The organism is Geosporobacter ferrireducens (assembly GCF_001750685.1).
Classification (GTDB): Bacteria; Bacillota; Clostridia; order Peptostreptococcales; family Thermotaleaceae; genus Geosporobacter; species Geosporobacter ferrireducens.
The window spans coordinates 4,518,618-4,542,798 of record NZ_CP017269.1; the positions used below are offsets into that span (position 1 = coordinate 4,518,618).

Genomic DNA, 24,181 nt, shown 5'->3' on the forward strand with positions numbered 1-24,181 from the left:
AAATACTGAAATTATACATTTTTTAAGGTGTAATTAAATTGAAAATCAAGACAATTAATTAAACTGGAGTCAATAAAAAAAATATTTGCTGTCACGATTTACTTTTTTGCGTATCAATTCTATCTAAGATGCAAAGACGAAATATCAATTTTATTCAGATTTAAGCCGCAAATGTCATGACACAATCACCGTGTTCGCGGCTTTTTTCATTGCTCTCTCTGTTTATTTAATACAATAAGCTTATGGAATACATTTTTTAGTGGATCAGATTTTTTTGCAATATGTTATAAACCATTCTTTTTTTAGCTTAATTGTTATTGATGACAAAAACGCTCATTAAGGATAAAACCTATAACAAAATGGTTTTGTCATCAATGGGCTTTTATTGTTCCGAATAAATTTATTATTCCACAAGGAACATTCTGATGATGGCTGATTTGTCGGCAGTCAGCATTGTCGGCCATTGGACTGCCGGATTTATCCGCGTACTAGCTATCGCAGCCGCCTGCCTGTAATATGAAATGCTATTTATCACAGCTTTTCATTATTGGGAACAATAAAATGCCAATTGAATACAAGCATCATACATAAACATTAAGAGACAGATATAATTCCCATATGCTGATGATGCTTTTGCATCATTTTGGAATGGAAGAACTCAGTGGCATAAAAGAAGCTGCTGAATATAGAGGATAAAAAATCGAGTGTTGAAATCAAAAATTCATCAACTGCAGTTAAAAGGAAAATTGCTTTTGTTTTCCAAAAGGAATAGAACGAAATGGAGTGGCATGGTGCATACGGAGATGGAACAGCTTTACGTAGAATAAGTTCTTTCCGACACAAGGCAAACACATCATTTATTGGGAGCAAAAAAGAGCAAATTAAGTACATGGTAAAATACAACATCCTTTAGCAATTTTATACTTGTACTCATAAGGGCACGGACATGTACTCAGTTTAATGCAATAGTTAAAGGAGGAGATACCTATGAAACACCAAAACAAGTTATCAAAGTTCACCTGGGAGGGACTTGGAGATATCAGTGCAGGCAGAAAAAATTTGGGCCCGGATATGCCGGTGCTTGTTTACCGATTGTTCCAATATACCTTAAAGGATATTTTAGCCCGAGAATATGATGAAGAAACTGCCTGCCGCCTGTATCGAGCTGCCGGACATTTGGCTGGTACTGAGCTGGCAAAAAACGTACTGGATCTTTCCGGAGACTTTGATTTTTTTATCGCAAACCTGACCAATAAGCTCAAAGAGCTTAAAATCGGAATTCTGCGTATTGAGAAAGCTGATCTATATTCGCTTTCTTTTACCCTGACGGTTTCAGAAGATTTGGATTGTTCAGGTTTGCCTGTTTCAGGCGAAACGGTATGTGACTATGATGAGGGATTTATTGCAGGCATTCTTGAAACGTACAGTGGGCATCCTTTTACAGTCAAGGAGATCGATTGCTGGGCAAGTGGAGATAGGACCTGCCGGTTTACTGCTGCTAGCCAGTGATATGGACAGGGAGGCGGTTACATGTAACACGAGAACAAGTCATCTAGGCTCAGCTGGGAGGGCTTTGGAGATGTTGACGATGGCATAAAAAATCTGGGGCCAGGTACGCCGGTACTTGTATACCGGTTGTTTCTATGTATGCTAAAGAATATTCGGGCCCGAGAATGTGATGAAGAAATTGGCTGTAGCCTGTATCAGCCGCTAATTTAACGTGCATATAGGAATTTTCGAGAAACGGAGGTGATGAAAGATGGAGGATGAAAGTAAAAAAACGCTTATGGCAGTGCAGTCTGCATTGAAAATACTGCTATCTGGGAAGCAGTGCGGTACGATTGAATGCTGCTCACCTGTACCCGAATTGCAGAAAGTTGTCGAGCAGTTGAATCAATTGATTCAACACTTAAATGAAATAAACCGTCTGGCCTTTGACCTTTCAAAAGGCAAGCTGGACGGTCCCACACCTTCCCGGCATAACTACATGGCCGGCGTGCTGAAGCAGCTCCACTCTCAACTGTCTATTTTAGCGTGGAGCGGAAGGCAGCTGCAGTCGGGTCAGGTGGTGAGTAAACTGGAGCATACCGGTGAACTGTTTGAGATATTTAACGGACTGATTGACCAGGTGGCATTGGTTTCTGTGCGGGGAACAAATAATTCTGCCTCCAATGTGCCCGCACCAGTTAACAGCTGGCGTTACCATCAGATTCTCCAGGCGCTCAATCTGCTTCATATCTTGGTACTGGAGGTGGACAGCAGCGGACGTGTGGTGTACGCTAACCGCCTGGCAAAAGAAATATTGGGAAGTATAGAATATATACCTTCGGAGCAAATAGAAAGCAATGTGCTGCTGGAGCTTATCGCAAAATTTAGTAAAGCGGATAATGCCTTTCCGGTCTTTCGGGAAGTCTATGAGGACAGCAGCGGTATATGGTATCGAATTATGTCAGACAGGTTTTCGCTTCCCAATGGGCAGGTATTTTATCTGCATATGATTGAAGATATCAGTGACTGGAAAAAAAGTGAATATCAGCTTGTGCTCTCGGCAACGATGGATGAGATGACCGGTACCTATAACCGCAAAGTAGGGTTGGAGGAACTGGAGAAGATTTTGTTCCATGTAGACACATCAAAAAAACACTGCGTTGCCTTCATCGATATCGATGGTTTGAAAACCATAAATGACACTTACGGTCACAATGAAGGCGATAATACGATAAAGAGTATTGCGAAGGTACTTCTATCCTCAATTCGTGACTCGGATATAGTCTGCCGGTATGGCGGTGATGAATTTCTGATCATCTTCAAAAACTGTACGGAAGAAGTTGCTGGAAAAATCATTGCAAGAATGTATAAAGAACTGAAAAAATTAGACAGTAAAAATCCAAAACCCTATACATTGTCCTTCAGTTATGGGATCGCATCCTTCTGCTCCAATCCAGCCTCCAACGTTGTAGATATACTGGCACTGGCCGATCAGAAGATGTATGCATACAAAACACGGAAAAAGCAAGAACTGCAATAGGTTGAATTACAGTCGCAGATACAGTTAAGAGGTATCATGAAGACTGCAAGATGACTTGTCACGATACTGGCAACCCGGTGAAAACACTGGGACGCAAAGCAATAGGACCTAATCTTCCGGCTGGAGGAATGGCAACCTGGCCGCAGAAGGTAGGTTTTTTTATTTTACAGAAGATAAAAATTGGGGTTGCTGTCAAAAAGAAGAAGTAGTGCGTCAATGAACTTATATTTAATATTGGGAACAAAAAAACATCAATTGAATACATTATACAACAAAATTCAGGTAAAATATTATATTTTTATATAATAGAGATCATATCAACCGGAATCCTTTGTTTTGCGGCCTTTGTTTACTTGAGAGGATTACTCAAGAGGAGGAATTAATAAAAATGATAGAAAAATTCGATAAAATTGTATCTAAACTGGCAAACCAACAAACAATCCGGGCAGTCCGAAGAGGTTTTATATATCAGATGCCGCTGATTATCATTGGCTCAATTATTCTTGTATTGCTCAATCTCCCCATCCCGGCCTTTCAGGATTTCATGCTGAATGTTTTAGGAGAAGACTGGCGGGAGATTGGGCTGTCGATACATAAAGGTACGCTTCAAATCATGGCACTTACGACATTGATTACGGTCAGCTATGCCGTTTCAAAGGAAAAGGATCTTGTGAAATCCGGTGAGGTAAATTCAACCATTGTCGTAATAACGGCGTTGGCCTCTTTTATTGCATTCATAAATAACACAAATATGATTATAAGTGCAGAGCATGCAGGTTCTGCAGGTATGTTTCGAGCGCTGGTTGTAGCTGTAATGGCCTGCAATCTGTTTTGCTTTTTTTACAGATGCCGTGACCGTATTTGGCCTTCAGCTCTATTTTCTTATAATGGAGGTGCTCTGATCCGAGCCTCTTTTCGCGCAGTTATACCTGCTCTGCTCACCATTTTCATTTTCAGCGCAGCAAGAAGGATGCTTGATTTCACCGGATCGGACAATGCCCGATTGATGTTCACAAGAATAATAAATGAAACTTGGATGACGGGACATAACTATTTTTCAGCGTTATTCATCATTCTCACAACCCATATTTTATGGTTTTTTGGTGTACACGGCGGCAATGTAATTATGGATGCGATATCAGGTGCAACGCCGGTTGCTACTTCTGTGACGTCTGTGGCAGATGTCAGCATCTTAACCAAAGAATTTTTTGATACCTACGTCTATTTAGGCGGAGCAGGGTCAACGCTGGGGCTGCTGATTGCCCTGATGCTGGTCAGGAAAAAGAGCAACGAAAACCGGTTGGCCAAGGTTTCTGTGTTGCCTGGAATCTTTAACATAAACGAAATCATGATATATGGGTTGCCAATTATATTCAACCCTTATTATTTTGTTCCGTTTCTGCTGTCACCTGTTATTCTCAGTTTTATCGCTTGGGTGTCAGTACGCATAGGATGGGTGCCTCCAGTAACGCAGGCAGTAGAATGGACAACCCCTATTTTTTTATCCGGCTATCTCGGTACAGGATCAGTTGCCGGGATTGTGATGCAGGCAGTGAATCTGATCCTGTCCATATTGATTTATATTCCTTTCGTCCGGTTACAGGAAAGGCACCAGCAGCATACTCTTATTACAGTCTTTAAAAATCTAGCAAATGAGATTCAATATGTTCAGGAGAGACAGCAGAAAACCATTCTTAACCGCGACGACGAAACAGGTTCTCTCGCCCGCGCTTTAGTGGCTGAGATTAAAGATGGTTTTAGGAATCATACACAAATCCTGCATTTGGAATATCAGCCTAAAGTAAATCACAAAGGCGAAGTCATAGGAGCGGAGGCTCTCTTGCGTTGGATTCATCCTGTTTATGGATACGTATCGCCATTAGTCATACTAAACCTCTGTGATGAAGCCAACATTACCAATGAATTGGGGAGGTGGGTTATGCATCGGGCATTTAGCGATTTGCAGCGTTGGCATAAAGAAGGATACAATACATTGTCACTTTCTGTGAATTTAAGTCCACGGCAGCTGCAGGAGGACGAATCACTGGTTCAAACTGTGCGGTCCTACATTGGCTGGTTCGCTATTGAGTCCAGATATATGGAACTGGAGCTTACTGAAAATGCTGCAATCGATCCGAGTGACTCCACGCGAAGTAAGCTGGAGCAAATAAAGGGTCTGGGCATAAATCTCTCCATTGATGATTTCGGAATGGGGCATAGTTCTTTGTTATATATCTGTGACTTCTATGCAAATATTGTTAAGATAGATGCTTCCTTGGTTCGTACTATTACCAGCGATAGGCAGCGTCAACAGATTGTAAAATCCATTCTTTCACTTTGCGGACAACTGAACGTCAAGGCTGTGGCGGAAGGTGTGGAAACAAAGGAGCAGGTAGAAATACTACATGAACTTGGATGTCAGTATTTCCAAGGGTTTTATTTCAGTAGGTCACTGGACAGTGATAAGTTCATAGAATTTGTGAATGAACATGGATGTATACAGGAAGAAGCAGTGGTTTGAATCAATTAGAAGGTTAATGTTTGAGCTGAAATACCATGCTGAAGTTTTTTGTACTCGTAAACTGGAAGACTTACTCAATTTATACAACCGGGAATTGATGGTGATGAGAATGAGGAAGAGTCAGAAAAAAGTGAGGAGAGTAGGATAACGTCTGCTATATATGATTTGTATCGGCAACTAGGTTACTTATATCCTTTAAAAAATAAAAAGAGGTTAAACGAAGCTAACTTGTCAGTACCTGCAATGGGGATTTGGATTGTGAATTACAAAAAAACCATCTATGGGAATACAGAACGGTTTCCCGGTTTTGTTAAGACAGATTTTGAAAAAGGACAAATTAGAGTGGATTGTGGTTTCTTTACACGACCTAATTTGCTTTATTGGGAAGCATGCCTCGAATTTCAAAAAATGCCAGGGAAGAAAGAAGCAAAAGATGATATAAAAAAAGCAATGTTCTCGTCAATAAAGTCAAAAATGCTTGAATTGATTAACACTCATAAAAAGCCAATATTAGTATTAATAAAATCCGATGGTACTAGTCGACAAATATGGAAGTTTGTATCTGATACTGAACTATCAAAAGTAGAAAGGTTAAATAAGTACACGCTGAAAAGGCTATGTTTCGATAACTTAGATAGTAATAATGATGTCTTTCTCGACAGAAAAGAGAATGGTATTAGAATTATTAGAGTAAGAAATAATGAAGAGGTGCCAGATTACCTTACTGAAGAAAAAGAAGATGGAAATACGAAGAGTCTTACAGGAATATATCAGTATAAAGATATATTTTGGAGCATTGCGCCAGCGCCCAATGACAAATTGTTTCAAAACACTAGATACGCTATATCAAAAGTGACTCATCCTACTAAAGAGTGTAAAAGACCAGCCATGATTGAGATTTATCCTATACACTTGAAAGAAGGAGACGATCCTGCTGACTGGGTATATTTGACACATGTACTTCGAAAAGCAGCTCATCAATATAGAGAAACATTGAGAATGCCTTTACCATTACATCTTGCTCAAAAGCTTGAAGAATACATGGGATAGCAAGTATCTTATATTTAAATCTGTATTGGAAAGGATAAGGTATTTGCTGAAATAAACAATATATTATAGGCTTGGTAAAAAGAGGGAAGAGATGGATGCTTACGATAGAGTAGTACATATCGCAGATGAAAAAGAAGGACAAGCTGGATGAATTTAATTTCAAAAACCATGCTGAAAACATGACAACTATCATTAAGTATGTTATGGAGTACTTCAATAATTATCTTAACCCGGAAGCTTATGACTATGAAAAAATAAAAATTGAACAGACAGCTATAAAAATCGAACAGGAAATTGGATCTACTTTTCCTAAAAGTAAAAATTTTGTCGTCGAATATTATAAGAAATGTAAAGCACGAATAGACAGAATACTCAAGTCTTGGCTTAAAGATTTGAAATATTTTCAGCTTTTCTATTGTACTGAGGATTATGTAAATGTCGTAAATGGATTTTGTGACAGTGCAAAAATGAGGGGAACTGGAATTGAACAATATAAGGATAAACTCATAATTTTAGTTCAGGAAATAAAAGAGAACGAGACTGAGAAACCTTCAAGACTGACAAGGGGACGGGGTTGTTGACACAGATAATACCTCTATGATATAACTTACCATAGAGGTGATTTTCGTGCCAAGAATAAAAAGCAAAAGTGGAATATATCATAGCATTATGAGAGGAATAAATCGTCAAACTGTGTTTGGAGATGGGGAAGATTATCATAGGTTTATTTCAAACCTTACAAAAGTACAGTGAGATTAGTGGATACAAATTATATACCTATTGCTTGATGAGTAATCATCTTCATCTGCTACTAATGGAGGATAAAGATCCATTAGAGACTGTTATGCGAAGGATATGCTGTAGCTATGTTTTATGGTATAACAAGGAGGAAGAGTAGGATATTTGTTACAAGATCGATTTAAAAGCGAGCATGTAGAGGAGGGTGCATATTTCCTAACAGTTCTAAGGTATATTCTTCAGAATCCTGTAAAAGCTGGTATAGTAGCTAAAGTTGAAGACTATTTATGGACGAATTATACAGATTATACTGGAGAAAAATATCAGACGGATATAGACTTGCCTTTGATATTTTAAATGTAGATAGAGAAAAAGCTGTTAGGAAATTTATTGAGTATATTGATAAAGATAACGATGGTAAATGTCTAGAAATAAAAGAAAGCCGACAGATAAAGGATAATGATGCTATAAAAATAATCAAGGCTCATTGTAAGGTTAAGCAGGGCTTAGATTTACAGATGGTTGATACAGATAAAAAAGATAGATACATAAAAGAATTAAAGGAAGGGTATGGCCTATCAATTAGACAAATTGAAAGATTGACAGGAGTTAGTAGAGGCATTATTCAAAAGCGTAGTGTGACGGTAACCCCGTCCCCTTGTCACTAAGACGGGCATGTAAACAATTTTTTGTATTTTCCTCGACCGGGCAATAATAAGGGTCGAGTATCATTCTTTTTGGGTTAACATAAAATGAAGATTGGTGAAACAAGTGTTGAAGGAGTAGAGTCCTGTATCAACAGATACTGGCATCAAGCAGAAAGAATGGGCGTATTTTGAAGATGGGTGGCATCCCTCTGGTCGGTAAAGGATAATCAAGAGGAGGTTTATTTATGAAAATTCGACGACGATACACATGCCCACTTGAAATAGTACATGATTTTCTTAGAGGAAAATGGAAGACGATCATATTATATCAACTAAAACACGGACCTAAATCTTTAACTGAACTTGAAAAGTGCATTGTAGGGATTAATCAGAAAATGCTGATACAAGATTTAGCTGATTTAATTGAGTTTCAGGTAGTTAATAAAATAAAATATGAAGGTTACCCGTTAAAAGTTGAATATAGTCTTACAGCGGAAAGAGGACAAAAAATTATTGAAGCTATCAATATATTGCAATCTATAGGAAAAGAGTACATGAACGAAAATGGAATGAAAATCTAAGTCCGTGAATTTGATACTAACAAAAAAGTAGGTACTTCAAAAATGAATGAATACTTGCTACAATTTATTTGTGATACATACTATATGTTTCGTGCCAATGTTCTTTCAACATAAGCAGTATAATCAAGCACGAAATTTGCATATTGAACGTGAATATAAATATTATCTGTCGATGTAAATTCTCTATTACGTTCAATATAGATGCTTAATTAAAGGAGGACAGTTATGAAAAAGGCATTACTAATTATTGATGTTCAGAATGATTATTTTGATAATGGGGCTTATCCGTTATCTAATGCTAACATGGCAGCGAAAAACATTCAGGGTGTGCTGGGCAAGTTTAGAGCAGAAGGAGATTTAGTCGTATTCATTAAGCATATTAACATGAAAGAGAGTGCTACATTTTTTAAGCCTGAAACACTCGGTTCAGAGATTTATAAAGCAATTGAGCCAATTGAAGGAGAAACGGTTATTATCAAACACACTCCGAATAGTTTCAGAGATACGGAACTACATCAGTTTTTACGATTACAGAAAATTAAAGAATTAGTGATTGTAGGTATGATGACACAGCATTGCGTAGATACAACAGTTAGAGCAGCTTATGATTTAGGATATTCCAATATACTTCTTTATGATTGCTGTGCAACGAAAGACCTGGTTTTTAGTGGCGAAACTATAGCTGCAAATATAGTTCAATCCACTTTTATGGCTGCACTGAGTCGCGGTTTTTCAGATGTTATGAGTTCTACAGAATACTTGAGGAAAATTAAATGAAGACTAATAGTAATTATCAAAATAAGGTTAATGATTTAGTATCTCAGCTTCATGAAGGTTGCTTCCTTGTTAGCAATAATGAAAAGGAGATAAATGTAATGACCATAGGCTGTGCACTGATTGGATACATGTGGCAAATGCCTATGGCAATGGTACTTGTCAGAGACACACGGCATACGAAAGAATTGCTTGAGAGTTCAGATGTTTTTACTATAAACATCCCAAAGAAATTTGAAATGCTAAGGGAGTTAGAAATATGTGGTAAAGCAAGTGGTCGTAAAGTAGACAAATTTGAGAAATGCAATTTCAAAACAGCTTCAACAGATTCTGGTGCAATATACATCACTGGATGTAAAACGGTGCTAGAATGTAATATCGTATATAAGCAGATTGTTACATCTTCAAATTTAAGAAGTGATATCCTTAATAATATTTATAGCAATGAGGATTACCACACTTTATACTTCGCAGAAATCACTAGAATTATTTAGGATGGGATTCAGGTTATTGAAAGCCACCTGCTCATACCAAGTACCTGCGTATTGAGAAAGCGTTGGAGTGTAGAAATCTTGTAAATGAAAGTATTCTTAGTATAGGTAATTGGCTAGGCTAATCATAGCCGTAGACAGTTATGATACTAACTATCTTTAATAGAAGTTGCATTAAAAAAGGTTTTTGCCAAATTTACACTACCACCAAGGCACCACTAGGTCTTCACGACATCATTATTGTCTACTCAAGGCATGTGGAGTGTATAATTCTGATGACGAATTGTGGTCAAAAGGACGAATAAGACGAATTGACCACAAAATGTTGTGGTTTGAGAGGCAAACAAGGGCGAAAACGGGGGTGAAAAATGCCACTTTTTTGCCCTTGTTTTCAGACGAAAATATAGATATTGTAAGGATTTGTAATATGTGATATTTTAAAAAGAGAAATTAATAGTGGAATGAGGTTAATTTGTGATGAAAAAAGCAACAAAGATTAGATTGCTGAAGGTTGGAATGTTTGTGAGTGGAGCACTTACAATCATGCTTGCTTTGAGTGATTTCATTATAAAACAGCTTATAAAATTAATGCTTAAAGCAGATGTTGAGGTAGAAGGGGCATCATCCATAGGAATTATTGGAGGAGCCGATGGTCCAACTGCGGTTTTCATTGCAACCAATGAATTGTTTGCTTTTAAATACATTTGGATGTTGATTTTTTTAGTTATAATGGGTGCTTGTTTTTTGCTTTGGAGAAAAGTTTCTAAACTTAGTTAGATAGAGGAGAAGGTTTTGGGTGATTAGACATGATGAAAGTCTGGAAGATAAAATTTTTAATATGTATGAGAAATTAGGTATAGGAAACGATGACGCATGTCTAAATTGCAGAAACACTACTCAAAACCTTTCAAGACCAGTTTCTTTTTGGTTTGTTGGCGATAAGTATTGTTTCAGTAAATATAAACTATTATTCATCGGTAAAAATGCTAGGGGAAATCCAGGTGTGGCTAGAAACTCATATTTAGACTCAAGAGGTAGAGCTGATGAATTATGGGAGGTCTCATGGCCATACTGGAGTTATACAAGATCTATTTCAGATGAGCTATATGGTTCTGATTCGGGAGATTACATTGCTTATACCAATATAATGAAATGCAATAACTCAGATACAGTCGATACAACTTCTAATTTAATGAAAGACAACTGTATATCAAGAATGCAGATCATTAAAGAAGAAATAAAACTCTTGAAACCTACGAACATTGTATTTTTAACATCCTGGGAATATGATGAGTACTTCACTAGTATTTTTGATGAAATGATTAGCATTAAGAGTGAAAACGTAGCTATTGGAAAGAAAAAAATGCCATGGTGGGAGTTTACGGGAACTATAGAAAGTTCTCAAATAAATGTTTTGAGAATTGGACACCCAGAAAGAAAAAACAAAGTAGTATACGTAAGTGAAGTTTCTAATTGGGTGAAGAATCAAAAATAAGATAAAACAGGGAAATCATAAAGCTCCTTGTTTTTTTTGTTTTGATGACAGATGTCTTGCCGTTGTCAACGAAGAAGGAAAATTAACCGGTATGGAACCAAACAGACGATTGGGCTCGGACATTGAATCCTATCTAACAAAGATAGTTTCAGTTTTTAAATTCGCCGCGGGAGTTTTCCGGTTCTGCGGCTTTTCTTTTAAAAAAGCGTCTGCTGATACAGAATTTGATATATGTTGTTCTTTGCCAAATTATATGTTATATTAAAAAAGTTCATGTAAATTAGAGGAAAAAAATGAAAACAAAGGGGAAAAAAGGATGAAAAAATTTATTTTGTGTCTGCTCGCCAGTGTGTTGTTAGTGAATATATTTACTGCTTGTGACAGTAAGAGACAACCTTCAGATACTGTGAAATGGATCAACACAACCCATGCGATACTTACTGAGACCAATGGTGGAGATGTTAATTTGTTTGGCGGGTTCCCTAAAAATGAAACCAATAGCGCTAATGCGAAAGTATTATTGGAAGAGTGGTGGGGAGTAGCTGACCGTGCTTCAGCAGACAAAATGATAGAGTTTCTAATGAAAGAAGGTCATAGAACAGGATATGTTGAAGAAATGACGCTGCTTAAGAAGGATGGAGTATTTGACGTTTCTCGCCAAGAGGCCCGCGAATATTTGAAAAGTCTGGAACTTGATAATGGAACAGTGGAATCTTACATTGCGGCAATCGATGCCTATGAAACGCATGGAGCAAGTGCAATCGATGCATGGGACTATACGCGTGCGCTTAACTTGTTGGCTGACTATTATCTTGCCGGCTACTATACCGAAGAAGAAGCCCTTGATAAGGCTTTAGATATTGCCAAAGAGCTTCAAACGTTTTACACTTCATGGGACGAAATGGTAGAGAGTTATTTGACAGGATATGCTTATTGGTCAGGAAAAGACCCCAAGGACCCCTCAACAGAGGCATTTAAACGCCGGAAAATATATGAAAAACTTAAGTCCGGCAGTAACAATCCTTATGCCGTTGACTGGAATACGACGTTGGAAAAAACATGGTGACTTAACGATTGAGCAGGTGTGCAGCCTGCTCAATATATTTTATTTCAGAAAGGAGTACTCAATGAAAAAAGCAACTTTAAGAGGCTGACCTGATGTGCTTAGTTGATAAGCTACATTATCAGGAATTCTTAAATACATATAGTAGATATCATAAGAATTTTTAAATGAATGAAGATGCTCGTAAGTTCTATCAGTATAGATGTATATTAGAAAATACATGGGAGTTGATAGAACAACTTTTATTTGACCTTCGAATCAGGATTCAGTGAAAGAGTAGCTTGTTCTTATGCTACAATACAGTATAAAGGAGATTAATGGTTTGAAATTCAAATGATTTCTAATAGTTCCGAATACCTATGTATTTTTTGGAATTTATAAAGTACAATACGAATATTGGCAATAAGTCATCAAAGAAAAATATTTTAAATTTACAGATATGCAGTTATTGTAGTAAGTTTTACAATCCTTTTTCAATATAGACCAGTGTGCTCTCTATTTAGAATGAATAACTGTATGCCTGTAGTTACTAGTATGAATTATAGCTAAAATAAAATGGTAGTGCAAACCTATATACTACCAGCAAAATTTGTGGAGGAAACTTATGAATGAAAATAGTATAACTTCATTGTTGGAAGAGTGGGAACAAACAGAGAAGAAGAGAATCATGGAGCAAGCCGTCAAGGTCAGCAAAAGATTTTATCATGTATATTTGCCAATAATGTTTGTGGTTATTGTAGGGATGCTGGTAGGCATTGGAATCATGGTAGAAGCACCGGTAAAACAGATACTGACCATGCATGTAGGCATTGGAGTAGGATTGTTTGCATTCAATGCATTGATCCTGATGTTTGTATTTAGTAAATCAAGACTTGTGAAGAAACTTATGAAGGAGCTAAGAAAAGAGATAGATGAAACATTAGAGACCGAAGAAGATAGATTGGCTTTTGCAAGAGATATGTTGGAGAATGGAAATCATAATATGTATACGTATAGATTTTATAATAATATGCTAAGAGTATTATTTGGTAAACGTTTTATACTACAAAAAGATGTTACGTATTATATTTTAATAGATACCCAAAAAGTAGAGGGGATATCTGTGGATCGTCATTCATTAGGCCATGGTGCCGGAAGAACAGAAAATAATTATGTTGTTTTTCATTATCCTCCATCAGGTAAGAAATCTCTGATTTTTGATGTGGATAAAAAGAAAATGAGATTTGATGGGAAAGGTAATAGAGATGATGTTTTTCAAAAAGCTCAAAGTACATATAATATCCCAGTAATACAGAAATAAAAAGTATTGGTGCCTGTCAGTTCACATTTCCACATTTAAATCACTGGGAACGATTCCTAATGATTTAAAGTATTTCAAATAAACAACCGGAAAGAACCGTTCCTACTGATTCCCCATATTAAATTAATGGGGATTTTTAAGTCGTAAAAAGTCAGATGGAAAAAGATTTGCTAATTACAGGCTATTGGGGGAGAATATGGGGAAACATTTAAAAACGGTAAGAGCCAATTATTTATTTATAGGTTTTCGTCTAGTTATTAGGGTTTTAAGTCTAGGCTATTTTGCTTTCAATTTTTTATTTAATTTAAAAGATATGCCAAAGGAAATGCCAATTTCCACTTTATGTATTTTACTTATATTAATTGGTGTTCCAACTATAGGTTTGGTAATTACCTAAATTTTGTACAAAGTGAATAGATATAATTGGAACTGAATTTCCAGTAAAAATCAGGTGTTATATTCCATTATTTCCCTATGTTGGCTGACTTTTTAGCATGAAGAATATTCCATATTTAAAAAAGTCATGAAAGCTAATGGTAGCAGGATCATTACCATTAATGGAATATATTTACCTGACTAATGCGTCAGAATCTCTGACGGTCAAACAGACTTATCTGCACGTACTTTGGTTCTGCCAAGGCATTAGCCAGCTGCTTTGCCAACTTCGTAAATGTAGGAATAATAACCCTTATTCCCTCCATGCTTCGTTCTACAAGGGCTTTAATATTTCCAACATGTTTTACCAATACCTTCATTCCAGTATCGACTAGCGTCGTTTCAGCAAATAATAGTTTCTTTGCATTTACAATAAAATTATGGGTCATAAAGGCTAACCATAGAAATGCATAGATCCCATAGAATTTTCTTGTTCTTAAATTCTTAATACCATATACGTTCTTTGCCATCTTAAAGAAAGATTCTATGGTCTGACGCTGGTTGTAGAAATGAAAGAGTTCTACATCTGACATTCTTTCCTTCGGAATGTTGGTAATCAGATGGGTATACACTAGTTCCCCATGCTTGGTTAATATCTGAACTAATACAAAACCCTAAGTCCATCTTTTTCCATTGGCGACTAGCCCCGTTTGATCAAAATCGACTACCATCTCTTCGGCTGAGGAGATGCTATCGCTATGTTTCATAAAGATTTGATGATGTATCTGCCTAAGCTGTTGAATATTTTCTTCATCCATAGCTTGCAGCAAACGATTAATTTGAGACTGGTCTGGAAATCTTTCCATTCCTAGAATATTGGCAGCCACTTTCTCAGGATGAAGTCTCTCATTAATATCGTTTGTAGACTCACAGCCTACGGCTATAGAACTAATCAAGGTCATTAACTTCTGGTAAATGGTGTAATCCTTTTTAATCATTGGAAGTTTAAAGTCCTGTAAGTCTTTAAAATACTCAGTTTCGCATGCAAACTTGAGTAATGAAAGCAACCATGCTGAAGCAGTTTCTTTCTTGCAATTACTCTGGTGAAATGTTATCTTATTCATAAGGTAATACCGCCTTTCGTAGAGTCTTTGTGGGAAAAATACTACTTCGATAGGCATACGGTATTACCTTTAGTTATTTTTTGGATATATCCTGATGGATAAGTTATCCAATCTAACACTAGATCTTTGTACAAAAGTTACGTAGCTATAAATTTAAAATAAAGCATAAACAGATATTACAGGATACTAGGAATCAGCTTATGCAGGAATGGGTTCATGCTTTTGCCCTGATTGTGAAATAATGTGATGTTGACAAAATAATAATCTTAAAGTATCATATATAGTGTATATACACTATATTGAGGTGACTTCCTATATGAAAAACAATGAAAAGAAGCCGTCAATTTGCAATTGTCTGAATTTACGTAGGGCTTCTGCAGCGATCACAAAAATATATGATGAAAAGCTGGCCCCAAGCGGATTGACGGTCAGCCAATATTCGATTTTGAAGCATCTGAAGCTTTTTGGTCCCGTCAGTGTCAGTGATCTGGCCATAAAAATCAGGTTGGACAGGACGACTTTGGTCCGTAGTTTAAAACCTCTTGAAACTGCTTCCTTAATTATTGACGTTTCTCAAAAAGGCACCCGAAATCGTCAGCTTCAATTAACCGAAAAAGGGATTGAGAAATGCATTGAGGCGGAATACCTGTGGAACGATGTGCAGAATTTCATTGAGCAGAAACTCGGGAAAGAAAATATTGAAAAATTGACATCTCTCCTTTCCATTATTGAGAGAATGGGATCTTAATTAGCCCTATTCGTGTATATGCACTATATTTATAAGGAGATCAAAGTCATGAGTATAGAGAAATTAATTCAGAATAAAGCTTATGAATTCGGTTATGAAAAATGCGGAATTGTCCGTATTCAGGATTTAGAGGGTTATGATAAATGTCTAATGGAACGTATTGATAAAGTCCCCGCATCAAAGATGTTCTATCAGAACCAAAGCCGTTTGACGCATCTGCCGGAGCGGTACCCATGGACAAAATCCGTTATCGTGGCTGTTTCTCATTATGGACATTATGAAGTACCTGGGCAATTAAAAGGCCATATCGGTAAACACTATATATTTGACGGACGTGTCAATACGGAATCTCAAGAATTTAAGAGAAGCGTTGCGATGGAACAATTTCTGCAGGATCTGGGACTCAAAACAGCCTCAAACCGGAATTTTGGTATCGTCGGATTACGCTGGGCGGCCATGAAGGCCGGGCTTGGGGTCATACGCAGAAACAATTTCTTTTATACGGAATCCGGTTCCTGGGTAGAATTAGAAGCGTGGATAACCGACAGGGATATGGAACTAGTTGAATCAACCAATTTACCGATTTGTCCTGAAGGCTGCTCCAATTGTATCAAAGCCTGCCCCACCTGCTCTCTTTCATCGCCTTATACGATGAATCCAGTCAGCTGTGTCTCCTTTCTTACCACTTTTGGCGGCCGTGATTTGTCAAACGATCCTCTCGGCAAGAGTTTTGGAACCTGGATCTACGGGTGCGACGCCTGTCAGGATGCATGTCCGATGAACAGTGGCAAATGGACGGAGAAGGATGAATTCCCCGGTGTTTCGGAAATATCGCTTTGCCTCACACCAGAAAACATTATGAAAATGGAAGAAGAATTTTATAAGCATAACATACAGCCTAAATTCTTTTACCTTTCTCCGGATGAATTATGGAAATGGAAAGTAAATGTATTGAATTTCATGCGGAATAATTATCAGGAAAGCTATAAGCAATATATCATGGGGGCATGCAGTAATGAAAATGAAAAGATACGGGATCTTGCGCAGATGATCTGCAAAGAGATGTCTCTAACTGATAATTAACACAGGTTTACACGAGATAAGAATAAAGAGGAAATATTTTGCTTGTAAAATCTTTATCACAAAATATATAGTTAAATGATGTGGTATTAAATACAATAATAGCCCCGATGCTATTACTTACTTTAGCATAATATTTTTTTAGGAGCCCAGTACAATATATAAACACCACTTTACAAGTAATCAAAAACTAACTGGATAAAAATGACAAAATCAGACGCCTGAATCCTAGGAATACTAATTTTGCAGAACCAACACCCTAGGAGGTGCCTGATATGATTAGTATATCCAAGGATTCGTTTATTCAAGCTTTAGAACAATATTTATTGAAATATCGTCTGCTTTTTAAAAAGCGTAGTTTAGATATTTTCTTCTGGCTCATGCTCGCCATTATCTCTGTTGAGGAAGTTCGATCTATTCGGTTTCTACATGAAAACTTCATTAAGAAATATGGAAAAAAAGCTTTAAACTCTCTATACTACCTTTTATCTTATGTTCATTTTCCTGTGGAAGAGCTAATAAAGATTACCGTAGGTATTGCAATTGCGTTAATTCCTGATGCCTTGAAGAATACTACTATTTTTCTAACTATTGACGATACGCTGCAAGCAAAATTCGGAGATCATTTTGACTGCTACTTCCAGCACTTTGATCATGCAAATAAAACAGGAAACACCTATCTTAAGGGGCACTGCTTTGTTTGACTTGCCTCCAGCCCCTACAGGGAAAAGAGGTAGACCTAGAATACATGGAGATAGGCTTGATGAAGCTACCTTTTCCTTTGAAAAACTAGGGGATTACTATGTTGCTACGAAGAAAGCAATAACACGACTCTTTGACCAACCTGTATATGTTACAGTAACGACTACCAATCCCGAAGAACTTACTTCCGTAAGAGTCTATATCTCTACATTGAATCCAGAAGGGATTGAACTATTTAAAGAACATGAGCAGGAAGAAAGTAATAACAGGTTCAAAGGATCAGAGAATCTAATGCTTCGCGCCTACGGAATTCGATGGAACATCGAAGTCATATTCTATCAGCAAAAATTCTTTTGGGGATTTAGCAACTATATGGTACGTAACAAACTTGCCATTGAAAGATACGTCAATCTTTTGGCTATTGGATTTACCCTTGTTTGTGTGCTACTATTTTTAGATGAGAGGCTAAAAGCATGGCAATTTGAAAGTCCCCAAGCAATAAAGCGTGAAATAGCAAGCCAGATCTACAGAGAATTAATTTTAAATGGTTTCGTATCTTCCCTCGAAAATAGTAAAATATATTCCGCCATAATTGAATCTGTTAAATGCTACTTGTACGGGAAGAAGATTGCTTAATTAAACTTGTAAACTGGTGATATATAAACTAAAATGTACATATATACTGCTAAAAATATATGTATTGGGCATCTGGGGCGTAAAATGAAAGGAATATCTTATGAGTAGAGGTTATGAACAAATTTATGAAAGCCTTATACCTAAATTGAGCAAGTGTGATTTTTTAGAAGTTGCCGAACGGCTTGGTCTTTCACTTCAGCCAGATGGGACCTTGTCTGTAAATTTTCTTGGCCGAGAATACGAGATTAGTTCCCGAGGTGTTAATCCGACAGATGGTAAGCCGGTTAATATCAACAACCGCAATGTTCTGGCTTACTATACCTTGTCCAAAGGCATGGGTGAGCCTGTATTTTCATATGTACAGATTTCTTATTTTGCCGGCATAGGAATAATATTCAGTTCAAATATAAAATGGATGACCGATCCGCTCGGTAAAATATTCAGTGGAAATTATGTAGCATTCAGCGAAACTATGTGCAAATTAGACGGTTTTTTTAACGGAAAGTTGAAATCGGGCGGCTATTCATGGCTTCTGAATATATTACCGAAAATCCCCCTCCAGATTGTTTATAATGAGGGAGATGATGAATTTCCATGTGACGTTCAGATTTTGTTCGATAAAAATGCTTCACGCTTTATGGAATTTGAATGTCTGGCTTTTTTAGAGGGATGCCTTGTACGGGCGATTATTATGACCGCCCAAACGGGAGACACAACCGGATGGGTGTAATTCTGGTGTATAACCCTGATGTATAATCCTGATTTTAAACCTATCGAATTCGATAGGTTTAGAAAAGAAGCCGGATATAATGCTTTTAAACTGTCGCCGCAAAAATGGATTAATTAGCCATACTACAATTAGAAGCAATTCAGGAGATCAGTATGGATACAATTAAAAAATTAGAAGGTAAATAACAGCATTTATATTTAAAATTCATCTGTATTTATAGCAAGGCAAGTTGTGTATGAGGTGAAGATCTATCGTTATATACCCTGCCGCCAAGGGATTACCAGCTTTAAGCGGCATCTTTTTTTTGTATCCTCAAGGCATGTAGAATGCGTGGCAATCTGTCGAAAAAAGTGAATGCTAGAATTGAACCGTTTTAGGGAGAAAAGACTGTGAGTCTTGGTAAGATTAAGTTATTCTATGTCAACTATAATTGAAGATAAACTTAATGCTTTCCCGCCAACTTTGACTCCTTTGATTTCCTTCCCTTCGACAGCCAGGGAAACCAGTATTTCCGACGGTTTTTTCATAGAATAGCCCTGTTCAATGATAATATGTGAAGCTTGATTAGAATCGAGCTTGCCATATTTATAAAGGTAACAGCCAAGAGCACCGTTCGATGTACCTGTAGCGGATTCTTCCGGGATCGCAAATAAGGGGGCAAAGTTTCTGCAACAGGCGGTTGAACGATTGATTGATTCAAGTGTGAATACATGATAACCGACTACATTGTACTTCCTACTGATTTCATTTATTTTTTCAAAATCCGGTTTTATGGAGTTTAAAATATCTACGCTTTTTATGGGCACTATTATATCCCTCAAACCTGTTGATACTATTTGAACCGGTAAATCTTCATGAATGCTGGTTATTTCTATGTTTAATGAATCGGCGATTTCGTTCTTTTCGACTATTTCAAAAAAAGACGGGAGCGGCTGACACATCATAACGGACAGGTCTTCCTTTATTTCAACTCCCAAAATTCCTGCTTTGGTTTCCTGCAGATAGCTGCCCGGCTTTATATATCCTAGTGTTGCCAGAGTATAGAAGGTTCCTATCGTAGCATGTCCGCATAGATCGACTTCTTCGTTCGGGGTAAAGAACCTTACCCTGAAATCTGCCGGATTTGATTGCATAACAAAGGCAGTTTCACTGAATCCGAGGGTGGCAGCTATTTTTTGTATTTCCACATCTGACAGAAAATCAGCATTTGGGACTACTCCTGCAGCATTACCTCCTTCAGCGGTTTTGGCAAATGAGTTTATTGTATACGCTTTCACTTTCATATTCATTCCTCCTCGTAAATTGGGGTGACATTTAAATGTAAACGGTTGTACAGATATTCAATTCTTCAGCTTTTTTAATCAGAAAATTTGAAACGGAAAGATCCTGCAGGGCGATGCCTGTACTACATCGACAAAAACCCTGGCCCCTCCAAAGATTTTTTCATCTATCTCCTGCTTGCCCGACATATCTGCCCCAATACAGCTGAAATGAGTTCCAGGCATGACCCATTCATTTGATATGTATGCCTTACGGGAAGGTGTTGTGGTTATTACGGTATCTGTTTCCTCAAGGGCTTTTGCGGCATTATCTACGGCAATGAAATCAAGTGAGTCTATTCTTTGAAGCCACTTGCAATTTCCAAGATCTCCGATATCATTTGTTATTTTATCAAGTTCTTCTTGGATTGAACATTGAAATTTCATCGCACTTTAGTATCTCAACGGATTATATATAAGTTCTTCGTGTCAATGCAATTATAAATAAAGTTTGTTGAAAAGTCTCCAACCATTGTTTGGTTGCTTTTTAGCCAACCAAGTGATACAGTAATATCAGTAATGTGTGGAGGTAATGTCATGCTGAATATTGATTGGAAACCGGACAGAAACAGCCCGACACAATTGTATTTGCAGATTGCCGGGTATATTAAAAACAAAATTGCCTGTGGAGAATGGCTTGTTGGTACAAAACTGCCAAGTCAGAGGACACTCTCGGAGGTTTTTGGTGTAAACAGGAGCACCATTGTAGCTGCAATGGAAGAGCTGGCTGCTGAAGGGGTTATAGAGGGAAATTCAGGAGGCGGTACAGTAATAATTAACAATACCTGGACTTTGTGTCCCATGGAGCGTACCTACAACTGGAATAACTATATCTCTTCAGGGGTTCATCAGACCAATCAGACCATAGTGCAGCAGATCAACCAGGCTGAATTTGATCCGGGAATCATAAGACTGGGTTCATGCGAACCATCCGATGCATTAGTTCCTTGCGGAATGATACAGAAAATATTGAAGAAGATGACTCTCTCGGGAAAGTCCCTTGGCTATGAAGAACCAAGGGGAACACTTCATTTAAGAAAAGAGTTGTGCAAATATCTTTCTACATTGGGGATAGCGGCAGAACCTTCTTCCGTACTGATTACTTCAGGTGCCTTGCAGGCCTTGCAGCTTATTTCTCTTGGCCTGCTGCATTCAAATTCGGTTGTATACCTTGAAAAGCCTTCATATCTTTATTCGCTTAGAACCTTTCAATCCTTTGGCATGCAGCTGTCGGGAATACCTCTTGATGAAGAAGGCATCAATATACAGGAATTGTTTGCACGGCACAGACGAAAAAGAGGAGCAATGCTGTTTTCAATACCTACTTTTCATAATCCCACAGGAAATGTAATGTCACCGGAAAGACGCAAAATTCTCATAGACAAATGTGGGCTGGAAAGACTGCCTGTTATAGAGGATGACGTTTACAGGGAGATATGGTTTGATGAACAGCCTCCGATGCCTTTAAAAGCATTCGATAAAAACGGCCTTGTTCTTTATATTGGCGGCATGTCTAAGAATATGAGTCCGGGACTCAGGATAGGGTGGATTGTTGGGTCTGAACAGGTTATTGCAAGATTGGCGGATATAAAAATGCAAACCGATTACGGATCTAGTTCGCTCTCACAATATGTGGCTGCAGAAATGCTTGCCAGCGGATTATACACTGAACATAATAAAATGATGAGAAAAAACGTCAGGAAAAGAAGGGATGCTGCACTTGCCGCGCTTAATAGATATTTCAAAGGGATAGCTTCGTGGAACACACCGGCAGGTGGATATTTCATCTGGCTCAGGCTAAATAATGCAATATCAATGCACCAGCTGTTTATAAAAGCCTTAAAAAATAAAATACTTATTCACCCTGGAGATTTGTATGAGTATCATTCTAACCAGAATATCAGGATTTCATATTCGAATGCTTCATTGGATGAAATTGATTTTGGGATAAAGGTACTTTCAAAGTTGGTTATTGAGCAGCTCAAGTGATGACCATTAGGCAACATACATACAGTAGCATTTTTATTGAAGAGTATTGCAATAATACTCCTTCCGCCAAGGAGCTATCAGCCTCAAACGGCATCTCTTTTGTCTCCTCAACGCACGTAGAGACGGTTGTACTTCTTTCCCACAAAAAAGCAGACACATATATCAACGTAAATGTGAAGTTTGGCGAGGGTGAAGGGAAAATCCCAGTAGATAAGATAGCTCGGAAAGTCGAATTAATATAAATATTTAGATTGATTCATATAGATAGGAGTTTTTAATAAAATATTATAATATTAGAGGCTAAGTGTGAGTCAATAAAATGGCGCATAAACTTAGCCTCTTTTTAGTATAATACTGGGAATATTTTTATGAAACATAGTAGCAAAAAATTATTGCACAGAAGATGAGTTAGCTGCTTTGAACAGTGTTGTATCTGCGTATCTTGAATTTGCTGAAATGCAGGCGAGAAGAAGAATCCCGATGTATATGTCAGATTGGATTGAAACATTAGATGGATTTCTGAAATTGTCCAAGCATGAAATACTTACGCATGTAGGGAAGATAAGTGCAAAGACTGTTGAACTTAAAGCAAAGGAAGAGTATAAGAAATATAAAGCTTTGAAAATTGAAGAGATTTCTAAGGTGGAAAAAGATTATATTAAGGCACTTGAGGACATGGAAATGAAACTGTTAGGCAATGAAGACAAAAAATAAGTGCGCATTATAAATATTAATGCGTATTAGTGTCATCTTTTTATCAAAACACATCTTGAGATAGTTGCAAAAATTGAAAAAAACTAATTAATGAACAAATATATTATTCCATTAGTAAATACTTTCCAATTATTGATGTGTATGTTACTATAATATTAAATTAAAGCTATGAGATAAAAACACGATTCGGTTGGTAGTCCGAATGCAGATGCTAATCTGTCAGTAACCTGCCCTCCTGGGGTTGTCCATTCTCTTTAAAAAGCAAACTTTACAGGAGGAAATAAATATGAGTCAGTTAACGGTTTATTTTGACGATCCATTTTGGATTGGCGTGTTTGAGCGCATTGAAAGTGGTCATTTAGAGACATGTAGAGTCATTTTTGGAACAGAACCTAAAGATTATGAAGTGTACGATTTTATTTTAAAGCACTATAGTCAATTAAAATTTAGTAGACCTTTAGCAGTTAAAGAAGATAGTTCTAAAAGAATTAACCCAAAGAGATTACAAAGAAAAATTAAAAAAGCTTTGCAAAATCAAGGGATTTCTACAAAAGCGCAAGAGGCAATCCGACTTGAAAGAGAAACAAATAAACTTGAGAGAAAAATTGAGTTAAAAGAGAAAAAAGATTTTGAAAAAGAAAAAAGGTTTGCTATAAGACAGGAAAAAAAGAAACAAAAGAAAAAAGGTCACTAAAAATAAAGAACACATAAAGCGAATAGCGTTGTGTGTTCTTTATTTTATATAATCTATTGGAAAATTGAAGAGAATATGCTAACTGCAACACACCAGTCATGTTGAGGTAGTTGTGAAGATAGAGAAGAAATAGGCTGGTATCAAAGGCTTTAGAGGTTATTAACTAAATATTGAAGTGTGTTTTATGTTCCCTCAGACTGATTAGTTTGGGGGAATTTTTACTTAGGGGGTCTAAATTTTACGCAGAACTAAGGATCTTTGCGTTAAGGTTTGGGTTTTGCGTATTTGTTTGTGTTGATAGAGGAAAACGACCCCCCTTATATAGAATTTGAATACAGTCAAACGTTAAATATAGAGATAGAGTGAGTTAAATGCCAAATAT

At 37.1% G+C, this 24,181-nt stretch carries 27 protein-coding genes, 1 pseudogene and 1 riboswitch; of the genes and pseudogenes, 24 read left to right on the forward strand and 4 right to left on the reverse strand.

The features are described 5' to 3' along the window. The first annotated feature begins 987 nt into the window (after positions 1 to 987). The 16 genes and pseudogenes from Gferi_RS21190 (at position 988) to Gferi_RS21255 (ending at position 14,085) form a co-directional block, all read left to right on the forward strand. Complete coding sequence (locus tag Gferi_RS21190; protein WP_069980055.1) at positions 988 to 1,509, forward strand: V4R domain-containing protein; 522 nt, start codon at positions 988 to 990, stop codon at positions 1,507 to 1,509. Positions 1,510 to 1,759: 250 nt separating this feature from the next. Next, a complete protein-coding gene (locus tag Gferi_RS21195; RefSeq protein ID WP_069980057.1) occupies positions 1,760 to 3,028 on the forward strand; it encodes a GGDEF domain-containing protein in 1,269 nt (422 codons plus the stop codon). 58 nt (positions 3,029 to 3,086) lie between these two features. Further along, a riboswitch (cyclic di-GMP riboswitch) is annotated at positions 3,087 to 3,176 on the forward strand. Between the two features lie 240 nt (positions 3,177 to 3,416). Then, the gene (locus tag Gferi_RS21200) at positions 3,417 to 5,549 is read left to right on the forward strand and encodes an EAL domain-containing protein (protein WP_069980059.1); all 2,133 of its coding nucleotides are present in this window, start codon (positions 3,417 to 3,419) and stop codon (positions 5,547 to 5,549) included. Between the two features lie 93 nt (positions 5,550 to 5,642). Next, a pseudogene (locus Gferi_RS29530) lies at positions 5,643 to 5,687 on the forward strand (hypothetical protein); the annotation flags it as partial. A 120-nt stretch (positions 5,688 to 5,807) separates the two neighbouring features. Beyond that, positions 5,808 to 6,599, forward strand: coding sequence for an RNaseH domain-containing protein (locus tag Gferi_RS21205; RefSeq protein ID WP_169833019.1), 792 nt, complete (start codon positions 5,808 to 5,810; stop codon positions 6,597 to 6,599). Positions 6,600 to 6,724: 125 nt separating this feature from the next. Beyond that, positions 6,725 to 7,180, forward strand: coding sequence for a hypothetical protein (locus Gferi_RS21210; RefSeq protein WP_069980062.1), 456 nt, complete (start codon positions 6,725 to 6,727; stop codon positions 7,178 to 7,180). Positions 7,181 to 7,302: 122 nt separating this feature from the next. Continuing rightward, positions 7,303 to 7,497 carry a transposase gene (locus Gferi_RS29535; RefSeq protein ID WP_236932635.1) on the forward strand — a complete coding sequence of 65 codons (195 nt, stop codon included), beginning with the start codon at positions 7,303 to 7,305 and terminating at the stop codon, positions 7,495 to 7,497. A 127-nt stretch (positions 7,498 to 7,624) separates the two neighbouring features. Beyond that, positions 7,625 to 8,005, forward strand: coding sequence for a hypothetical protein (locus Gferi_RS28875; protein ID WP_236932636.1), 381 nt, complete (start codon positions 7,625 to 7,627; stop codon positions 8,003 to 8,005). A gap of 224 nt (positions 8,006 to 8,229) precedes the next feature. After that, positions 8,230 to 8,565, forward strand: coding sequence for a winged helix-turn-helix transcriptional regulator (locus tag Gferi_RS21220; RefSeq protein ID WP_069980064.1), 336 nt, complete (start codon positions 8,230 to 8,232; stop codon positions 8,563 to 8,565). Positions 8,566 to 8,790: 225 nt separating this feature from the next. Continuing rightward, positions 8,791 to 9,342: a cysteine hydrolase family protein gene (locus Gferi_RS21225; protein ID WP_069980066.1), complete on the forward strand. Its 552-nt coding sequence runs from the start codon at positions 8,791 to 8,793 to the stop codon at positions 9,340 to 9,342. Continuing rightward, the gene (locus tag Gferi_RS21230) at positions 9,339 to 9,833 is read left to right on the forward strand and encodes a flavin reductase family protein (RefSeq protein WP_069980068.1); all 495 of its coding nucleotides are present in this window, start codon (positions 9,339 to 9,341) and stop codon (positions 9,831 to 9,833) included. Before Gferi_RS21225 ends, Gferi_RS21230 begins: the two co-directional genes overlap by 4 nt. Before the next feature lie 471 nt (positions 9,834 to 10,304). Further along, on the forward strand, positions 10,305 to 10,607 hold the full coding sequence (locus Gferi_RS21235; protein WP_069980070.1) for a hypothetical protein: 303 nt from the start codon (positions 10,305 to 10,307) through the stop codon (positions 10,605 to 10,607). A 19-nt stretch (positions 10,608 to 10,626) separates the two neighbouring features. Beyond that, positions 10,627 to 11,325, forward strand: a complete 699-nt coding sequence (locus tag Gferi_RS21240) for a hypothetical protein (RefSeq protein WP_069980072.1) — start codon at positions 10,627 to 10,629, stop codon at positions 11,323 to 11,325. A 316-nt stretch (positions 11,326 to 11,641) separates the two neighbouring features. After that, positions 11,642 to 12,391: a DUF1266 domain-containing protein gene (locus Gferi_RS21245; protein ID WP_069980074.1), complete on the forward strand. Its 750-nt coding sequence runs from the start codon at positions 11,642 to 11,644 to the stop codon at positions 12,389 to 12,391. 601 nt (positions 12,392 to 12,992) lie between these two features. Further along, positions 12,993 to 13,688: a hypothetical protein gene (locus Gferi_RS21250; RefSeq protein WP_069980075.1), complete on the forward strand. Its 696-nt coding sequence runs from the start codon at positions 12,993 to 12,995 to the stop codon at positions 13,686 to 13,688. A 196-nt stretch (positions 13,689 to 13,884) separates the two neighbouring features. After that, on the forward strand, positions 13,885 to 14,085 hold the full coding sequence (locus tag Gferi_RS21255; protein ID WP_069980077.1) for a hypothetical protein: 201 nt from the start codon (positions 13,885 to 13,887) through the stop codon (positions 14,083 to 14,085). A 187-nt stretch (positions 14,086 to 14,272) separates the two neighbouring features. On the opposite strand, the gene Gferi_RS28880 is transcribed toward Gferi_RS21255, so the two are convergent. Further along, positions 14,273 to 14,695 (reverse strand): transposase, encoded by a 423-nt coding sequence (locus Gferi_RS28880; RefSeq protein ID WP_069980080.1) that lies wholly within the window; start codon positions 14,693 to 14,695, stop codon positions 14,273 to 14,275. A 42-nt stretch (positions 14,696 to 14,737) separates the two neighbouring features. Further along, entirely contained in the window at positions 14,738 to 15,187 is a 450-nt protein-coding gene (locus tag Gferi_RS28885) for a transposase (RefSeq protein WP_069980082.1), read from the reverse strand. A gap of 316 nt (positions 15,188 to 15,503) precedes the next feature. Here Gferi_RS28885 and Gferi_RS21270 point away from each other — a divergent pair, with 316 nt between their 5' ends. From Gferi_RS21270 to Gferi_RS21285, 5 genes are all read left to right on the forward strand, one after another. Then, positions 15,504 to 15,935 carry a MarR family winged helix-turn-helix transcriptional regulator gene (locus tag Gferi_RS21270; RefSeq protein WP_069980084.1) on the forward strand — a complete coding sequence of 144 codons (432 nt, stop codon included), beginning with the start codon at positions 15,504 to 15,506 and terminating at the stop codon, positions 15,933 to 15,935. A 48-nt stretch (positions 15,936 to 15,983) separates the two neighbouring features. After that, on the forward strand, positions 15,984 to 17,018 hold the full coding sequence (locus Gferi_RS21275; protein ID WP_069980086.1) for an epoxyqueuosine reductase: 1,035 nt from the start codon (positions 15,984 to 15,986) through the stop codon (positions 17,016 to 17,018). A 272-nt stretch (positions 17,019 to 17,290) separates the two neighbouring features. Continuing rightward, entirely contained in the window at positions 17,291 to 17,719 is a 429-nt protein-coding gene (locus tag Gferi_RS28890; RefSeq protein WP_236932637.1) for a hypothetical protein, read from the forward strand. Beyond that, positions 17,712 to 18,353, forward strand: a complete 642-nt coding sequence (locus Gferi_RS28895) for a hypothetical protein (RefSeq protein ID WP_236932638.1) — start codon at positions 17,712 to 17,714, stop codon at positions 18,351 to 18,353. Before Gferi_RS28890 ends, Gferi_RS28895 begins: the two co-directional genes overlap by 8 nt. A 100-nt stretch (positions 18,354 to 18,453) precedes the next feature. Next, positions 18,454 to 19,083, forward strand: coding sequence for a DUF3786 domain-containing protein (locus tag Gferi_RS21285; protein WP_069980088.1), 630 nt, complete (start codon positions 18,454 to 18,456; stop codon positions 19,081 to 19,083). Positions 19,084 to 19,493: 410 nt separating this feature from the next. Here the strand turns inward: Gferi_RS21285 and Gferi_RS21290 are convergent, their stop codons facing one another. Both Gferi_RS21290 and Gferi_RS21295 read right to left on the reverse strand, forming a co-directional pair. After that, a complete protein-coding gene (locus Gferi_RS21290) occupies positions 19,494 to 20,366 on the reverse strand; it encodes a PhzF family phenazine biosynthesis protein (RefSeq protein ID WP_069980093.1) in 873 nt (290 codons plus the stop codon). 78 nt (positions 20,367 to 20,444) lie between these two features. Further along, the gene (locus Gferi_RS21295) at positions 20,445 to 20,789 is read right to left on the reverse strand and encodes a hypothetical protein (protein WP_069980095.1); all 345 of its coding nucleotides are present in this window, start codon (positions 20,787 to 20,789) and stop codon (positions 20,445 to 20,447) included. 150 nt (positions 20,790 to 20,939) lie between these two features. Between Gferi_RS21295 and Gferi_RS21300 the strand changes: the two genes are divergently transcribed. The 3 genes from Gferi_RS21300 (at position 20,940) to Gferi_RS21315 (ending at position 23,799) form a co-directional block, all read left to right on the forward strand. After that, positions 20,940 to 22,391 carry an aminotransferase-like domain-containing protein gene (locus Gferi_RS21300; RefSeq protein ID WP_069980097.1) on the forward strand — a complete coding sequence of 484 codons (1,452 nt, stop codon included), beginning with the start codon at positions 20,940 to 20,942 and terminating at the stop codon, positions 22,389 to 22,391. A 417-nt stretch (positions 22,392 to 22,808) separates the two neighbouring features. Beyond that, complete coding sequence (gene rhuM / locus Gferi_RS21310) at positions 22,809 to 23,105, forward strand: RhuM family protein (protein WP_069980100.1); 297 nt, start codon at positions 22,809 to 22,811, stop codon at positions 23,103 to 23,105. 286 nt (positions 23,106 to 23,391) lie between these two features. Continuing rightward, positions 23,392 to 23,799 (forward strand): YjdF family protein, encoded by a 408-nt coding sequence (locus Gferi_RS21315; RefSeq protein WP_069980102.1) that lies wholly within the window; start codon positions 23,392 to 23,394, stop codon positions 23,797 to 23,799. The last annotated feature ends 382 nt before the right edge of the window (positions 23,800 to 24,181 follow it).

Coding starts and splice junctions, on each gene's coding strand:
- Gferi_RS21190 (WP_069980055.1), top strand. CDS start 988: ATGAAACACCAAAACAAGTTATCAAAGTTCACCTGGGAGGGACTTGGA.
- Gferi_RS21195 (WP_069980057.1), top strand. CDS start 1,760: ATGGAGGATGAAAGTAAAAAAACGCTTATGGCAGTGCAGTCTGCATTG.
- Gferi_RS21200 (WP_069980059.1), top strand. CDS start 3,417: ATGATAGAAAAATTCGATAAAATTGTATCTAAACTGGCAAACCAACAA.
- Gferi_RS21210 (WP_069980062.1), top strand. CDS start 6,725: ATGAAAAAGAAGGACAAGCTGGATGAATTTAATTTCAAAAACCATGCT.
- Gferi_RS29535 (WP_236932635.1), top strand. CDS start 7,303: ATGGGGAAGATTATCATAGGTTTATTTCAAACCTTACAAAAGTACAGT.
- Gferi_RS28875 (WP_236932636.1), top strand. CDS start 7,625: ATGGACGAATTATACAGATTATACTGGAGAAAAATATCAGACGGATAT.
- Gferi_RS21220 (WP_069980064.1), top strand. CDS start 8,230: ATGAAAATTCGACGACGATACACATGCCCACTTGAAATAGTACATGAT.
- Gferi_RS21225 (WP_069980066.1), top strand. CDS start 8,791: ATGAAAAAGGCATTACTAATTATTGATGTTCAGAATGATTATTTTGAT.
- Gferi_RS21230 (WP_069980068.1), top strand. CDS start 9,339: ATGAAGACTAATAGTAATTATCAAAATAAGGTTAATGATTTAGTATCT.
- Gferi_RS21245 (WP_069980074.1), top strand. CDS start 11,642: ATGAAAAAATTTATTTTGTGTCTGCTCGCCAGTGTGTTGTTAGTGAAT.
- Gferi_RS21250 (WP_069980075.1), top strand. CDS start 12,993: ATGAATGAAAATAGTATAACTTCATTGTTGGAAGAGTGGGAACAAACA.
- Gferi_RS21255 (WP_069980077.1), top strand. CDS start 13,885: ATGGGGAAACATTTAAAAACGGTAAGAGCCAATTATTTATTTATAGGT.
- Gferi_RS28885 (WP_069980082.1), bottom strand. CDS start 15,187: ATGAATAAGATAACATTTCACCAGAGTAATTGCAAGAAAGAAACTGCT.
- Gferi_RS21270 (WP_069980084.1), top strand. CDS start 15,504: ATGAAAAACAATGAAAAGAAGCCGTCAATTTGCAATTGTCTGAATTTA.
- Gferi_RS21275 (WP_069980086.1), top strand. CDS start 15,984: ATGAGTATAGAGAAATTAATTCAGAATAAAGCTTATGAATTCGGTTAT.
- Gferi_RS28890 (WP_236932637.1), top strand. CDS start 17,291: ATGATTAGTATATCCAAGGATTCGTTTATTCAAGCTTTAGAACAATAT.
- Gferi_RS21285 (WP_069980088.1), top strand. CDS start 18,454: ATGAGTAGAGGTTATGAACAAATTTATGAAAGCCTTATACCTAAATTG.
- Gferi_RS21290 (WP_069980093.1), bottom strand. CDS start 20,366: ATGAAAGTGAAAGCGTATACAATAAACTCATTTGCCAAAACCGCTGAA.
- Gferi_RS21295 (WP_069980095.1), bottom strand. CDS start 20,789: ATGAAATTTCAATGTTCAATCCAAGAAGAACTTGATAAAATAACAAAT.
- Gferi_RS21300 (WP_069980097.1), top strand. CDS start 20,940: ATGCTGAATATTGATTGGAAACCGGACAGAAACAGCCCGACACAATTG.
- Gferi_RS21315 (WP_069980102.1), top strand. CDS start 23,392: ATGAGTCAGTTAACGGTTTATTTTGACGATCCATTTTGGATTGGCGTG.